Source organism: Stenotrophomonas sp. HITSZ_GD, assembly GCF_029543105.1.
GTDB lineage: Bacteria > Pseudomonadota > Gammaproteobacteria > Xanthomonadales > Xanthomonadaceae > Stenotrophomonas_A.
The window spans coordinates 26,363-41,064 of the sequence record NZ_JARQXB010000025.1 but is presented as its reverse complement, the minus strand read 5'-3'; the positions used below and the strand labels follow the sequence as shown (position 1 = coordinate 41,064).

Sequence of the window (14,702 nt, the reverse complement as noted above, 5' to 3'; positions counted from 1 at the left end):
TGTCGCCTACGAGCCCCCATGGATGGGTTCACGGCGTGTCCCGAAAGGGCCCAGCCCCCGCAGGCCGTGCACAAATACCTGCAAGCCGACCCACATCGAAGGCCAACCATCCCAAAAAGGCGCACGAGCAAACAAAAAGGGCGGCCAACGGCCGCCCCACAAAAAAACACCCTAAACCTTCAACCCTTCCGCCAACGCGCCACAGCCCGCCCCAGCAACTCGAGCCCCTCCGCCACCTCGGCATCGGTGATGTTCAGCGCCGGCACGAAGCGCAGCACATCCGGCCCGGCCTGCAGCGCCAGCAACCCTTCCGCGGCCGCGGCATCCAGGATGGCCCCGGCCTGCCCCGCATAGGCGGGCGCCAGCACCGCGCCGAGCATCAGCCCGCGCCCGCGCACCTGCGAAAACACCCCCGTCTCCGCGCCCAGCTTCTCCAGCCCCGCGCGCAACGCCGCCGACTGCCGCGACACATTGCCTGCGATCTGCGGCGAACCCAGCTTGCGCAACGCCACCCGCGCCACCGCCGCCGCCAGCGGATTGCCGCCGAACGTCGTGCCGTGCGCCCCGAACTGCATCGTCTCGGCCACCTTCGGCCCCGCCAGGCACGCGCCGATCGGGAAACCGCCCCCCAGCGCCTTGGCCAGGGTGACGATGTCCGGCGTCGCCTCGTCCTGCCAGAACGCGAACAACGTGCCCGTGCGCCCCATGCCCGCCTGGATCTCGTCCAGCACCATCAGCGCGCCATGGTGGTCGCACAGCTCGCGCACGCGGCGCAGGAAACCCGGCTTGGCCGGCATCACCCCGCCCTCGCCCTGCACCGGCTCCAGCATCACCGCCGCCACGTCGCCGGCGGCCATCGCCGCTTCCAGCTGCGTCTCGTCGTTGAAATCGCAGTAGCGGAAACCGCCGGGCAGCGGCTCGTAGCCTTCCTGGTACTTCGGCTGCGCGCCCGCCGTCACCGCCGCCAGCGTGCGGCCGTGGAAACTGCCGCGGAAGGTCACGATCACGCGCTGCTGCGGCGGGCGGCCCTGGCCGCTGGCCCACTTGCGCACCAGCTTGATCGCGCACTCGTTGGCCTCCGCGCCCGAATTGCACAGGAACACCCGCTCGGCAAAGCGCGAGGCGGCCACCAGTTCCTCGGCCAGCCGCAGCGGCGGCTCGCTGTAGAACACGTTGCTCGTGTGCCAGAGCTTGCCGGCCTGTTCCACCAGCGCCGCATGCAGGTCCGGATCGTTGTGGCCCAGCCCGCACACCGCGATGCCCGCGGCCAGGTCCAGGTACTGGCGGCCTTCGCTGTCCCACAGCCGCACGCCCTGGCCGCGCTCCAGCACCACCTGGCGCGGGCGGTACACCGGCAGGTAGTAGTGGGAGAGGTTCAGCAGCTGGTCGGTGTGCTCGGTCATGGCGGCGGAAGGTCACGGGAAAGTGGCGCATTCTCGCGCATTCGGGGCGGGCGCGGGGGATCGCCGGTCAGGCACAATGCCCGCCATGCGACCGTTCTCCGACCCGCAGCTCAACCCGGCCACCGACACCGGCTGGCGGCGACGCTGGTTCGACATCATCTACCGCCACGACAGCGCGCCGGAACGCAATTTCGACCTGCTGCTGATCTACGCCATCCTCGCCAGCATCCTGGTGGTGATGATCGACAGCGTGCAGTGGATCCACAACCGCTGGGCCAACTGGTTCTACGTGGTCGAATGGATCTTCACCATCGCCTTCACCGCCGAATACGTGTTGCGCCTGGCGGTGGTGAAACGGCCGCTGCGCTACGCGGTGAGCATCTGGGGCATCATCGACCTGGCCTCGATCTTGCCCACCTACCTGTCGTTCTTCATCCCCGGCGCGCAGAGCCTGCTGGTGGTGCGCGTGCTGCGCATCCTGCGCCTGTTCCGCATCCTCAAGCTCACCCGCTACGTGGAGGAAAGCGGCATCCTCATGCAGTCGCTGTGGCGCAGCCGCCGCAAGGTGCTGGTGTTCCTGTTCACGGTACTCACCATCACGGTGATCGCTGGCGCGCTGATGTACGTGATCGAAGGGCCGAAGAACGGCTTCACCAGCATTCCCACCAGCATGTACTGGGCCATCGTGACCATGGCCACCGTCGGTTTCGGCGACGTGGTGCCGCAGACCACTTTGGGCCGCTTCGTGACCTCGGCGCTGATCCTGATCGGCTACAGCATCATCGCCGTGCCCACGGGCATCTACACCGCCGAACTGGCCAGCAGCCTGCGCGAGGCCGAGGATGCGCATCGCCACGACAACCGGGGCTGCCCCGAATGCGGCCTGGAAGGCCACGACCGCGATGCGCTGTTCTGCCGCCGCTGCGGTACGCAGTTGCCCGCGCCGCTCAATCCGTTGCCACCGGTGGGCTAATCGAGGAATAGGTCCGGCAGCAGCGGCGCGGCCGGGTCCACCGCATAGCCCGACAGGTCGGTGATGCCGGCCTGGGCCAGCACTTCGTCGTCGATCAGGAACTGGCCGCTGAAGCCGGCGGCCGGCCGCGTGAGCACCGCGTGCGCCGCATCGGCGATGATCTCCGGGCGCCGGGCGTTGCGCAGGTCCACGCCGGGAATCATGTTCAGCGCATCGGTGGCGATCAGCGTGCGCGGCCACAGCGCATTGACCGCCACGCCCCGCGGGCCGAACTCACCGGCCAGGCCGAGGGTGACCAAGCTCATGCCCATCTTCGCCAGCGTGTAGCCGGTGTGCGGCGCCCACCACTTGGGATCCAGCGAGGGCGGCGGCGCCAGCGTGAGGATGTGCGGGTTCGGCGCCTGCAGCAGGTGCGGCAGGCAGGCCTGCGCGCACAGGAAGCTGCCACGCGCGTTGACTTGCTGCATCAGGTCGAAGCGCTTCATCGGCGTGTCGAGCGCACCGCGCAGCCAGATCGCGCTGGCGTTGTTGACCAGGATGTCGATGCCGCCGAAGGTGTCCACCGTGGCGGCCACCGCGGCCTGCACCTGGTCCTCCTCGCGGATGTCGCACTTGAGCGCCAGCCCCTGCCCGCCGGCGGCGTTCACCGCCTCGGCCGCGCTGTGGATGGTGCCGGGCAGCTTGGGATTGGGCACCGAGGATTTGGCCGCGATCGCCACGTTGGCGCCATCGCGCGCCGCGCGCAGGGCGATGGCCAGGCCGATCCCGCGCGAGGCGCCGGTGATGAAGAGGGTCTTGCCCGCAAGTGAGCTCATGCCAGCGGCCCGCATTAAAGGAGCCCCATTGTAGGAGCGGCTTCAGCCGCGACGCGAACCGGCCGTCCTACGGCTTGGGTCCCTGCCCCTCGTTGTCTTCCCAATGCAACACGCGCCGCGTCACGAAGCGGTAGACCGGCTTGCCGGTGCGGAACCAGAGGTCGCGTACCCACGAGTGCCGCTTGAGTACGCGCCGCTCCACCGGCGTCAGCGCGTGCCCGCAGTACATGCGCTTGTGCTTGAGCAGGTGGCGCAGGTCCTCGCGCGCCAGCAGCCGCATCCAGCGCGCGCGCGGGTGCCCGCACACCGCCAGCTGGAAGTCGATCAACGCCGGCGAACCATCTTCGCGCACGATCCAGTTCGCCTCCTTGGCCAGGTCGTTGTGCGCCACGCCGCGCCGGTGCAGCTGCTGCAGCAGCCGGCGCGCCGCGCGGAAATAGGCCACGTCGCCGCGCGGCGGGCGCAGGTACATCGCCTCGCCATCGAGAAAGCTGCGGTCCAGGTAGGTGCCGTTCCATCCGAGCAGGCGCGGCGTGGCCGGCATGCCATCGAGCTGGCGCAGCGCGCGCGCCTCGCGCCGGGCTAGGTACCAGGCCGGCACGCGCAGCCACCACGGCGAGGCGGTGAGGTCGCGGCGCACGAACACGCGGTCCGCCTCGCGGACCAGCAGGATGCGGCCGAAGGTATCGGCCTTGAGGGCGTGCGCGGCATCAGGCAAGGACATGCCGCCATTGTAGGCGTGCGGCCCAGGGTATCGGGACAGGATCGGTTTCCTATAATCGGGGCATGAACTCTCCATGGATCGACGCCACGCTGGAGTGGATCGGCACCCACCCCACCCTGGCGGGCGCGGTCATCTTCGCCATCGCGTTCTGCGATGCGGTCATCGTGCTGGGCGCCATCGTTCCCGCCTTGCCGCTGCTGTTCGCCATTGGCGTGCTGATCGGGCTGGGCCAGATATCCGGCCCCTACGCGGTGGCCTGCGCGGCCGCCGGCGCGTTCGTCGGCGATGCGCTGAGCTATTGGGTGGGCCATCGCTGGGGTCACCAGCTGCGCAGCTTCTGGCCTTTCAGGCGCTACCCGCAGTTGCTCGACCGCGGCGAAGTGCTGTTCCGGCGCAACGCCTTCAAGAGCATCCTGGTGGCGCGCTATGTCGGCGCCATCCGCCCGTTCGTGCCGGCCATCGCGGGCATGTCGCACATGCCGCTGCGTCGCTATGCCTTCGCCAGCGGCCTGGCGGCGCTCTCATGGGCGCTGCTGTTCCTGCTGCCCGGCTGGCTGCTGGGCAGCGCCTACGACGCCGTGGCCGCGGTGGCCGGGCGCCTGTTCATGGTGGTGGCGCTGCTGGCCGTGGTGCTGGGCGGCGTGTGGGCCGTGGTGCTGTATGGCTATCGCTGGTCGGCGGCACACCTGGATTCGCTGCTGGCACGCCTGCTGGACTGGTCGCACCGGCATCCGGTGCTGGGCCACTGGTCGATCGGCGTGTTCGACCCGCGGCGCCGCGAATCGGTGCCGCTGGCCGTGCTGGCGCTGATGCTGCTGCTGCTCGGCTGGGGCTGGTTCGTGCTGCTGATGGTGGTGCTGGCGCACGGCGAACCGCTGGGCATCGACCTGGCCGTGCACGACCTGATGCTGGCGCTGCGCAACCCGCTGGCCGATTACCCGATGGCGGCGCTGGCCTCGCTGGGCGACTGGCAGATCCTGCTGCCGGCGATCGCCGTGGCGATGGGCTACCTGCTGTGGCGGCGGCGCTGGATGTCCGTGGCGCATTGGCTGATGGCGCTGGCGTTCGGCCTGGCGCTGACCAAATTGCTCGGCGCCACGGTCCACGTGGTGCGGCCGCCGGCGGCGAGCAGCGGCTTCGGTTTCCCGTCGGTGGCGGTGACGATGGCGACCATCACCTTCGGCTTCTTCGCCGTGCTGATCGCCCGCGAACTGCCGGGCCGCAGCCGCGTGTGGCCGTATCTGGTCTGCGGCGCGGTGGTGTCGATCATCGGCTTCGCACGCCTGTACCTGGGCGCGCACTGGCTCAGCGATGTCGTCGGCGGCATGTTGTTCGGCACCTTCTGGCTGCTGGTGCTCGGTATCGCCTACCGGCGGCGCTTCAACCGCTCGTTCTGGGTCAAGCCCGTGGCGTGGCTGTTCTACGGCACGTTCGCCGCCGCGGCGGTGTGGCTGGCGCCCCGCCACCTGGAGGAAAAGCTGGTCAAGTTCGAGCCACCGCATCCGGTGCGCCTGCAGCTGGACCAGCGCGCGTGGTGGGCCTCGCAATGGCGGGCGCTGCCGGCGCGCCGCAACGAATTCGACGACGACCAGCGCTGGCCACTGGATGTGCAGGTCGCCGGCCCGCTGGCGCCGCTGCGCGAGCAGCTCCAGGCGCAGGGCTGGCACGTGCAGCCGCAGGCCGGCTGGCAGCAGGCGCTGCTGCTGCTCGACAGCAAGGCCGAACCGGGCGAAGTGCCGGTGCTGCCGGCCACGCTGGACACGCAGGTGGAAGCGCTGCTGCTGATGCGGCCGGGCGCGCGGCCGGACGAGCTGCACGTGCTGCGGCTGTGGCCGGCCTCGGCCCAGGTGGCGCCCGGCGCGCAGCCGGTGTGGATCGGCAGCACGCAGACGCTGCACTTCGACCGGCACTTCGGACTGGTGGGGCTGTGGCGCCCGCTGCGCGGCGTGGACCCCGCGCTGGATGCGCTGCAGGCTTCGCTGGAGGGCATGACGTGGCGGATGGAATACCGGCCGCGCAGCGGCATGCCGGTGGTGCTGATCGATACCACTCCCCAGGCGCCGCCGAAGCCCTGAACCCGCCGCGACGCGCGGGGGCTGGCCTCGCGGCCGCCCGCGCGCGTCGCGGCGGGTTCAGGGCATCCAGGACAGCAGCAGGTCCAGCCGCTTGTGTGGATCGTCCTGCTGCAGCAAGGACAGGCGCTGGGTTTCGGTGAGCGGCAACAGCTCGGCCAGGCGCCAGCCGACCCACGCGGCCTGGTCCAGCTGGGCCGGCGTGGTGGCGGCGTACTGCGGGCCGGCCTGTTCGACGAGGCGCTCCAGCAGCGTGGCCAGCAGCGAATGTTCCGGGCGCAGCTCGTCGTCGCTGTCCGGCTCGCACCAACGTACATCGCCGACCACCAGCCCGTTGTCGCGCACGCGCGTACGCTCGACGTGGAAGCGGCGCGCGCCGCGCAGGCGCAGCACCAGCACGCCGTCGGCGCCGAGATCGAAATCCTCGATGCGCGCCTCGGTGCCGAACGCCGCCGGCGTGGCGGGCTTGCCGACTTCCTGGCCTTCGAGGATCAGGCACACGCCGAACCCCGCGCTCTGGCGGCCGCAGTCGCGCACCAGGTCGAGGTAACGCCGCTCGAACACGCGCAGCGCGATGCCCGCGCCCGGCAACAGCACCGCATGCAGCGGGAACAGCGGCAGCGTGCCGGATTCTTCCGCCGGGATCGCCATGCTCAGCCCGCCAGCCCTTGCAGGAAACGGCGCGGCGCACCATCGAAGCCGCCGTTGGACATGAACACCACATGGTCGCCGGGCTTCGCCAACGCGGCCAACGCGTGTTGCAGCGCATCGGCATCGCCCACCACCTGCGACTGCCCGCGCACGCGTGCCAGGATCGGCGCCGAATCCCAGCGCAGTTCCGGGCGGTGCAGGAACACCACGGCGTCGGCGGCATCCAGCGACGGCGCCAGTGCCTCGGCATGCGCGCCCAGGCGCATCGAATTGCTGCGCGGCTCCATCGCTACCACGATGCGTGCATCACCCACGCGCGCGCGCAGGCCTTCGAGCGTGGTGGCGATGGCGGTGGGGTGATGGGCGAAATCGTCGTAGACGGTGATGCCCTGCCGCTCGCCCAGCACTTCCAGGCGGCGCTTGACGCTGCGGAACTGTGCCAGCGCGCCGACCACGCGGGCCGGATCGACGCCGACGGCGTGTACCGCCGCCAGCGCGGCCAAACCGTTGAGTACGTTGTGGCGCCCCAACAGCGGCCACTGCACGGTGGCGATTTCGCGGCCACGATGCAGGACCGCGAAGTGGCTGCCGTCGGCGGCGATCAGCCGCGCGCTCCATTCCCACGACGGATCGAAGCCGAAGCGCTCCACCGGCGTCCAGCAGCCCATCTCCAGCACCTCGGCCAGGCGCGCGTCCTCGCCGTTGACGATCAGCCGGCCGTGGCCGGGGACGGTACGCACGAGGTGGTGGAACTGGCGCTGGATCGCGGCGACATCGGGAAAGATATCGGCGTGGTCGTATTCGAGGTTGTTGAGGATCGCCACCGTCGGGCGGTAGTGGACGAACTTGCTGCGCTTGTCGAAGAAGGCGGTGTCGTATTCGTCCGCCTCGACGACGAATTCGCGCCCGCCGCCGACACGGGCGGAGACGCCGAAATCCTCGGCGACGCCGCCGATCAGGAATCCGGGCTGCCGACCCGCCGCTTCCAGCAGCCAGGACAGCACCGTGGTGGTGGTGGTCTTGCCATGGGTGCCGGCCACCGCGAGGGTCAGCCTGCCCGGCAGGACGCGCTCGGCCAGCCACTGCGCGCCGGAGGTATAGCGGCGGCCCTGGTCGAGCACCGCCTCCACGGCCAGGTTGCCGCGCGAGAGCGCATTGCCGATGACGATCTCGTCGCAGTCGGGGCTGATATTGGCGGGGTCGTAGCCCTGCGCCAGGGAAATGCCGAGCTGCTCCAGCTGGGTGGACATCGGCGGGTAGATCGCCTGGTCGCTGCCTTCGACGACATGCCCCAGTTCGCGTGCCAGGGCGGCGACGCCGCCCATGAAGGTCCCGGCGATGCCGAGGATGTGGAGTTTGCTCATCCGGCGATTGTCTCCGATCGCCCGCGTTGCCGGAAACCGCCGCTTGTCGCGGGGTCGACTCAATCGGGGTGTCAGGGAAAAGCTGTCAGGGATGTCAGGAACTCCCCGATATCAGGCGAGGGGTCGCTCAGTCACAATACTGAACGCCAGCCGCAGCATCCCATCTGGTCCTACTCCCCAAGAGGCCAATCCCCAGGGAGCTCGTGTTGCGGGGCTCTGAGCAAGCCTGACCGCTGGCGCTTATTTGAAATCAGACCCCGGCACCGCGTTGCGGTGCCGGGGCTTTTTCGTGGCCAAGGCTGCGGCGCGGGCTTCACCGCCGAAGCGGGCGCGGCACAGGGCCGGCCCGGACTTCTTTCTTGCCGCTTCTGCTTCGCCTTCGGCGCCCCTCGCCTTCACAGGAAAGGGGGCCTTCCCGCAGCCCGCCAGGGCGCCGGTTATCGGGCGAGGGCTTCGGTGATACGGGCCAGGACTTCGTCCAGGCTGCCGACGCCGTCGACGCGGGTCAGCGTGCCGCGGTCGGCGAAGTAACCGATCACCGGGGCGGTCGAGTCGTTGTAGACCTGCAGGCGCTTGCGCACCGATTCGGGGTTGTCGTCCTCGCGGCCCTCGGCCTTGGCGCGGCCGGCGATGCGCTCGACCAGCAGGTCGGTACCCACGTCCAGCTGCACCACGGCGTCCAGCGGCTGGCCGATCTTGGTCAGCAGGCCGTCCAGCGCCGCGGCCTGGGCGAGGTTGCGCGGATAGCCATCGAGGATGAAACCGTTGGCGACATCGGGCTGGCCCAGGCGCGATTCGAGCATGCCCAGCAGGATTTCGTCGGAGACCAGGTCGCCGCGCGCCATGACTTCCTTGGCCTGCAGGCCCAGCGGGGTACCGGCGGCGACTTCGGCGCGCAGCAGGTCGCCGGTGGAAATATGCGGGATGTTCAGCGTTTCCTTCAGTCGGGCCGCCTGGGTGCCCTTGCCCGAACCGGGCGGTCCCAACAGAACCAGTCGCATCATGTCGCTCCAGAGAGAGAAAACAGGGGCAGTGTGTAGCCAACGCGCCAGAAGTCGCGCTGCACCGCAATACACCCACTTTACCGCATCCGGGTAATGTCCCGGCAATGTCCACCCGCTACCTGGAGACGCACCCCATGGCCCAAGGCACCCTGCTCTACGCGCAATCCGGCGGTGTCACCGCCGTCATCAACGCCACCGCCTCGGCGGTCATCGCCGAAGCCCGCGTGCACAAGGTGAAGGTGCTGGCCGCCCGCAACGGCATCCTGGGCGCCCTGCGCGAGGACCTGATCGATACGGGCAAGGAGTCGGCCGCCGCCATCCGCGCCCTGGCGCATACGCCGGGCGGCGCATTCGGCTCGTGCCGCTACAAGCTCAAGTCGCTGGAGGACGACAGCGCCCGCTACGAGCGCCTGCTCGAGGTGCTGCGCGCGCACGACGTGCGCTGGTTTCTCTACAACGGCGGCAACGATTCGGCCGACACGGCGTGGAAGGTATCGCAGCTGGCCGAGGCGTTCGGCTACCCGCTGCACTGCATCGGCGTGCCCAAGACCATCGACAACGACCTGGCGGTGACCGATACCTGCCCGGGCTTCGGCTCGGCGGCCAAGTACACCGCGGTGTCAGTGCGCGAGGCGGCGCTGGACGTGGCCGCGATGGCCGACACCTCGACCAAGGTCTTCATCTACGAGGCGATGGGACGCCATGCCGGCTGGCTGGCCGCGGCGGCGGGGCTGGCGGCGCAATCGCCCGACGACGCGCCGCAGATCATCCTGCTGCCGGAGCGCGCCTACGACGAGGCGGCCTTCCTGGCGCAGGTGCGCAAGGTGGTCGAGCGCGTGGGTTGGTGCGTGGTGGTGGCCAGCGAAGGCATCCAGGATGCGCAGGGCCGTTTCGTGGCCGACGCCGGCGGCACTAAGGATTCGTTCGGCCATACGCAGTTGGGCGGCGTGGCCTCCCACCTGGCCGGGCGGGTCAAGGACGCGCTGGGCTACAAGGTGCACTGGACGCTGCCGGATTACCTGCAACGTTCGGCCCGCCACCTGGCGTCCTATACCGACTGGGCACAGGCGCAAGCCGTGGGCAAGGCAGCCGTGCGCTATGCACTGGAGGGCCGCAACGCGGTGATGCCGGTGATCGTGCGCGGCAGCGATGCGCCGTATCGCTGGCGCATCGAGCCGGCGCCGTTGGCCAAGATCGCCAACCAGGAAAAGAAGATGCCCGCCGGCTTCATCCGCAAGGACGGGTTCGGCATCACCGATCGCGCGCGGCATTACCTGCAACCGCTCATCCAGGGGGAAGCCCCCCTGCCCTACGGCCGCGATGGACTGCCCAAGTACGTGACGCTCAAGAACGTGCCGGTCGCCCGCAAGCTCCCGGCCTGGGAAGGGTGAACGACGGCGCTGTCATCGCCCGCTACCGGGCGATGCGCGCAGGCAAGGCCTGTCAGGAACAGGCCTTGCCCTCCAATTGCATCTGCGCGGTGTAGGTCGACACCTGCGGCACCTTGCCGCTGGCGGCCTGCTGCTTGGCCTCTTCCAGGTAGATGCGCGCCTGGCCCTGGCCATCGAGCTTCGGCGGCTGGTTGTCGGCCGGCAGGCGCCATACGCGCACGACGGCCTGCTGCGCGGGGCAGCCGGCGTTCGGCACGCGGATCACGTCGTTGAGCTTCCAGCCCTTGGCGATGTCCGGCTGTGCCTGCAGGTAATCGACGAAGCGCGCCCGCGGCTGGCAGTTCGGACTGCTGCGCGCGACGTTGAAACGGTAGGGCTCACTGGCCTGCCCAGTGAACACGCCTTCCAGCCGTGCGCAGGCCTCGGGAATCTGGCGCAAGGTGTGTACCGCGCCCACCGCCTGCGGCGCGCCGACCGCGCGTTGCAGTTCCGGGGCTTGATCGGCGGCGAAGGCACTCGCGCTGCACAGCAGCACGGCACCGAAGAACCAGGGCTTGAAGGTCATGGCAGGCGTCCTTGATCGTGTGGCGCGCAGCCTGTCACGCGGCATCTGAACACCATGCCAAGAGCACAAGCACCGCGCGTGCGTCCGCATTGACGTCCCTGCACACCCCTGCGACGCGCTGGCAGTGGCAGCGCACGCACCCGGCGGGCATACTCGACCGCGATCCAGGGCAGTTCGAACATCGTGACGTGCGCTTGCAGCCTGGCGGCTGGCACAACGTTCCCGTAATCCGCCCCGCAGCACGCTCCGCGCGCCTCCCTGTTCGTCCTCGCACCGGGCGACATCCATCATCTCTGGGAGGGGCCATGCTGGAACAATACGGTTTGCTGCTTGCGTTGGGCTGTGCGGTACTGGCGATCCTTTACGGGATCGTCTCCGCGCGATGGATCCTCAAACAGCCGGCGGGCAACGAACGCATGCAGGAGATCGCCGCGGCGATCCAGGAAGGCGCCCGCGCCTACCTCAACCGCCAGTACCTCACCATCGGCATCGCCGGCGTCGTGTTGTTCCTGCTCGTGGGCGTGTTTCTCAGCTGGTATACGGCGGCGGGCTTCGCCATCGGCGCGGTGCTGTCCGGACTGGCCGGCTACATCGGCATGAACGTGTCGGTGCGCGCGAACGTGCGTACCGCCGAAGCCGCACGGCATGGCCTGGGCAAGGCGATGGACGTCGCATTCCGCGGTGGCGCGATCACCGGCATGCTGGTGGTAGGCCTGGGCCTGCTGGGCGTGGCGGGCTACTACGGCGTCCTGCAACACCTGGGCCTGCCGCTGGAGCAGAACCTGCACGCGCTGGTCGGCCTGGCGTTCGGTTCATCGCTGATTTCGATCTTCGCGCGCCTGGGCGGCGGCATCTTCACCAAGGGCGCCGACGTGGGCGCGGACCTGGTGGGCAAGGTGGAGGCCGGCATTCCCGAGGATGATCCGCGCAACCCGGCGGTGATCGCCGACAACGTGGGCGACAACGTGGGCGACTGCGCCGGCATGGCCGCGGACCTGTTCGAAACCTACGCGGTGACGGTGATCGCCACGATGCTGCTGGGCGGCCTGATGGCGGCCGAGACCGGCGTGCACTCGGTGCTGTATCCGCTGGTGCTGGGCGGGGCGTCGATCATCGCTTCGATCATCGGCGCGACCTTCGTCAAGGCCAAGGCCGGCGGCTCGATCATGGGCGCGCTGTACAAGGGCGTGATCGTGTCGGGCGTGCTGGCCGCCATTGCCTATTGGCCGATCACCCGGGCGCTGATGGGCGACAACCAGCACGGCGCCAACGCCATCTATGTGTGCGCGTTGATCGGCCTGGTGCTCACGGGCCTGATCGTGTGGATCACCGAGTACTACACCGGCACCGACTACAAGCCGGTGCAGCATGTGGCCTCGGCCAGCACCACCGGACATGGCACCAACATCATCGCCGGGCTGGGCGTATCGATGAAATCGACCGCATTGCCGGTGATCGCGGTATGCGCGGCGATCTGGGGCGCGTTCCACTTCGGTGGCCTGTACGGCATCGCCATCGCGGCGACGGCAATGCTGTCGATGGCCGGGATGGTGGTCGCGCTGGATGCCTATGGCCCCATCACCGACAACGCGGGCGGCATCGCCGAAATGGCGGAGCTGCCGCCGGAAGTGCGCGCGGTGACCGACCCGCTCGACGCGGTGGGCAACACCACCAAGGCCGTCACCAAGGGCTATGCGATCGGCTCGGCCGCGCTGGCGGCGTTGGTGCTGTTCGCCGACTACACGCACAACCTGCAGGTCGCCCACCCCACCGAGGTGTTCACCTTCGACCTGTCCGACCACTACGTGATCATCGGGCTCCTGATTGGTGGCCTCATCCCCTACCTGTTCGGCGCGATGGCCATGGAGGCGGTGGGACGCGCCGCCGGTGCGGTGGTGGAGGAAGTGCGGCGGCAGTTCCGCGAGATCGCCGGCATCATGCAGGGCACGGGCAAGCCGCAGTACGACCGCGCGGTGGACATGCTGACGCGCTCGGCGATCAAGGAAATGATCGTGCCCTCGCTGCTGCCGGTCGTGGTGCCGATCGTCGTCGGCCTCGTGCTGGGGCCGCGTGCGCTGGGCGGCCTGCTGATCGGCACCATCGTCACCGGGCTGTTCGTCGCAATCTCGATGACCACCGGCGGCGGGGCCTGGGACAACGCCAAGAAGTACATCGAGGACGGCCACTTCGGCGGCAAGGGCAGCGAGGCGCACAAGGCCGCGGTGACCGGCGACACGGTAGGCGACCCCTACAAGGACACGGCGGGACCGGCCATCAACCCGCTGATCAAGATCATCAACATCGTGGCCCTGCTGCTGGTGCCGCTGCTCTGAAGCGCCGCCGGGCGCGGCGGCGCGAGGCCGCCCACCGCGCCCGGCACGCCCTGCTCATTGCGTACGCACCCGTGCACGCTCGGTGCCGGGGCGCAGGGGCATGGGATCCGCCTCCAGGCGTGCCGGCGATGCGCCGCGGGCCGGACCCGATCGCATGCAATCCGAGGACAGTGCCCGCGCCACGCCCGTGCAGCGTGCCCGGGCGCAGCGGCCCGGCGGCGCATCGGGTGCGCAGGCCGGCCAGCGCACCAGGCGCCGCAGGCTGGAACGATGCGCGGCCCAGCGCCGCCCTGGCGCGGGGAGACCGGCGGGGATATCAGGCGCGGCCGAGGGCATGGACGCGGCACCGGCAGCCGCTGTCGCGTCGCTCGCCGGGGAAACCGCCCCCACGAGGAGCGGGCACGCCATCAGCACCAGCCATGCCAGGCATAACCGCCAGGCGAGAGCCGCCCGGCGCGCAAGCGACCGCCTGCCTGCCGGCGCACCGCGCGGGCGCGGCGAAGGCGCCATGTCGCGCCGCCGGCACCGACCCTGCTGCACCGGCGCCTGCCTTGACCTCGTTGACTGCATAACGCTCCGCCCTGCTGGTTTCGACACCGTCATGCTGACGGTCGCCGCGGGGCGGGGGCATCAGATTTCCGACCTCGCCCAGCGAGGTTTCCCCTCGCCGTGCTGTCGGCCCACTCCGGCGCGCCACGCTGCAGCGCAACAGCCGAGCGCGTAGAATCGCCGGTTCATCACCCGCATAACCGCCTCGGAGCACCCATGGGCCTGGAACTGGTCACCGCCGGCAAGAACCTGCCGGAAGAAATCAACGTCGTCATCGAGATCCCGAAGGATTCCGAGCCGGTCAAGTACGAAGTGGACAAGGCCAGCGGCGCGATCTTCGTCGACCGCATCCTGTCCACCCCGATGCGCTACCCCTGCAACTACGGCTACGTCCCCAACACCCTGTGCGGCGATGGCGACCCGGCCGACGTGCTGGTCGTGCTGCCGCTGCCGCTGGTGCCGGGCTCGGTGGTGCGCTGCCGCCCGGTCGGCGTGCTGAAGATGAGCGACGAGGCCGGCAGCGACGAGAAGATCCTGGCCGTGCCGGTCGCCAAGATCTTCTCCGGCTACGCCCACATCGAGGACATCCAGCAGGTGTCCAGCCACTGGCTGGAGCGCATCGGCCACTTCTTCGAGCACTACAAGGATCTGGAGAAGGGCAAGTGGGTCAAGCTGGATGGCTGGGGCGGCGCCGCCGAGGCCAAGAAGATCCTGACCGACGCCGTGACCCGCTATAACGAAGACAACGCCTGACCCGCCGGCGGGCGGCTCCGGCCGCCCCTTGTAGGGGAGATACGGATCACGCTTCAGGGGTGATCCCGATGACCCGGACAGGCGGTTGCAGTACATTGCAAGCTC

The 14,702-nt window shown here is 69.5% G+C and carries 11 protein-coding genes and 1 pseudogene; 5 read left to right on the top strand and 7 right to left on the bottom strand.

Annotated elements, in window-relative coordinates; translation table 11 throughout:
- Positions 1-179 precede the first annotated feature (179 nt).
- Positions 180-1,403 carry an acetylornithine transaminase gene (locus P6166_RS16580; protein WP_277765540.1) on the bottom strand — a complete coding sequence of 408 codons (1,224 nt, stop codon included), beginning with the start codon at positions 1,401-1,403 and terminating at the stop codon, positions 180-182.
- Positions 1,404-1,488: 85 nt separating this feature from the next.
- Here P6166_RS16580 and P6166_RS16575 point away from each other — a divergent pair, with 85 nt between their 5' ends.
- Positions 1,489-2,376: an ion transporter gene (locus P6166_RS16575; RefSeq protein WP_277765539.1), complete on the top strand. Its 888-nt coding sequence runs from the start codon at positions 1,489-1,491 to the stop codon at positions 2,374-2,376.
- Here P6166_RS16575 and P6166_RS16570 read toward each other — a convergent pair.
- The gene (locus P6166_RS16570) at positions 2,373-3,191 is read right to left on the bottom strand and encodes an NAD(P)-dependent oxidoreductase (RefSeq protein ID WP_277765538.1); all 819 of its coding nucleotides are present in this window, start codon (positions 3,189-3,191) and stop codon (positions 2,373-2,375) included. The two genes, P6166_RS16575 and P6166_RS16570, sit on opposite strands and share 4 nt — an antisense overlap.
- 67 nt (positions 3,192-3,258) lie before the next feature.
- Complete coding sequence (locus tag P6166_RS16565) at positions 3,259-3,915, bottom strand: serine/threonine-protein kinase (RefSeq protein ID WP_277765537.1); 657 nt, start codon at positions 3,913-3,915, stop codon at positions 3,259-3,261.
- Between the two features lie 62 nt (positions 3,916-3,977).
- On the opposite strand from P6166_RS16565, the pseudogene P6166_RS16560 reads away from it, so the two are divergent.
- Positions 3,978-5,966 (top strand): annotated as a pseudogene (locus tag P6166_RS16560) (VTT domain-containing protein); the annotation flags it as partial.
- Between the two features lie 81 nt (positions 5,967-6,047).
- On the opposite strand, the gene P6166_RS16555 reads toward P6166_RS16560, so the two are convergent.
- The 3 genes from P6166_RS16555 to P6166_RS16545 all read right to left on the bottom strand — a co-directional run bounded on the left by P6166_RS16555 (position 6,048) and on the right by P6166_RS16545 (position 9,003).
- Positions 6,048-6,638, bottom strand: coding sequence for an LON peptidase substrate-binding domain-containing protein (locus P6166_RS16555; RefSeq protein WP_277765536.1), 591 nt, complete (start codon positions 6,636-6,638; stop codon positions 6,048-6,050).
- Positions 6,639-6,640: 2 nt separating this feature from the next.
- Positions 6,641-8,002: a UDP-N-acetylmuramate:L-alanyl-gamma-D-glutamyl-meso-diaminopimelate ligase gene (gene mpl / locus P6166_RS16550; RefSeq protein ID WP_277765535.1), complete on the bottom strand. Its 1,362-nt coding sequence runs from the start codon at positions 8,000-8,002 to the stop codon at positions 6,641-6,643.
- Positions 8,003-8,439: 437 nt separating this feature from the next.
- Positions 8,440-9,003 carry an adenylate kinase gene (locus P6166_RS16545; RefSeq protein ID WP_277765542.1) on the bottom strand — a complete coding sequence of 188 codons (564 nt, stop codon included), beginning with the start codon at positions 9,001-9,003 and terminating at the stop codon, positions 8,440-8,442.
- A 137-nt stretch (positions 9,004-9,140) separates the two neighbouring features.
- On the opposite strand from P6166_RS16545, the gene P6166_RS16540 reads away from it, so the two are divergent.
- A complete protein-coding gene (locus P6166_RS16540; protein WP_277765534.1) occupies positions 9,141-10,397 on the top strand; it encodes a 6-phosphofructokinase in 1,257 nt (418 codons plus the stop codon).
- A gap of 52 nt (positions 10,398-10,449) precedes the next feature.
- On the opposite strand, the gene P6166_RS16535 is transcribed toward P6166_RS16540, so the two are convergent.
- Positions 10,450-10,962: a hypothetical protein gene (locus P6166_RS16535; RefSeq protein WP_277765533.1), complete on the bottom strand. Its 513-nt coding sequence runs from the start codon at positions 10,960-10,962 to the stop codon at positions 10,450-10,452.
- A 305-nt stretch (positions 10,963-11,267) separates the two neighbouring features.
- Between P6166_RS16535 and P6166_RS16530 the strand changes: the two genes are divergently transcribed.
- Together P6166_RS16530 and ppa are read left to right on the top strand one after the other, a co-directional pair.
- Positions 11,268-13,295, top strand: coding sequence for a sodium-translocating pyrophosphatase (locus tag P6166_RS16530; RefSeq protein ID WP_277765532.1), 2,028 nt, complete (start codon positions 11,268-11,270; stop codon positions 13,293-13,295).
- Between the two features lie 765 nt (positions 13,296-14,060).
- Positions 14,061-14,597, top strand: a complete 537-nt coding sequence (gene ppa / locus P6166_RS16525) for an inorganic diphosphatase (protein WP_130319668.1) — start codon at positions 14,061-14,063, stop codon at positions 14,595-14,597.
- The last annotated feature ends 105 nt before the right edge of the window (positions 14,598-14,702 follow it).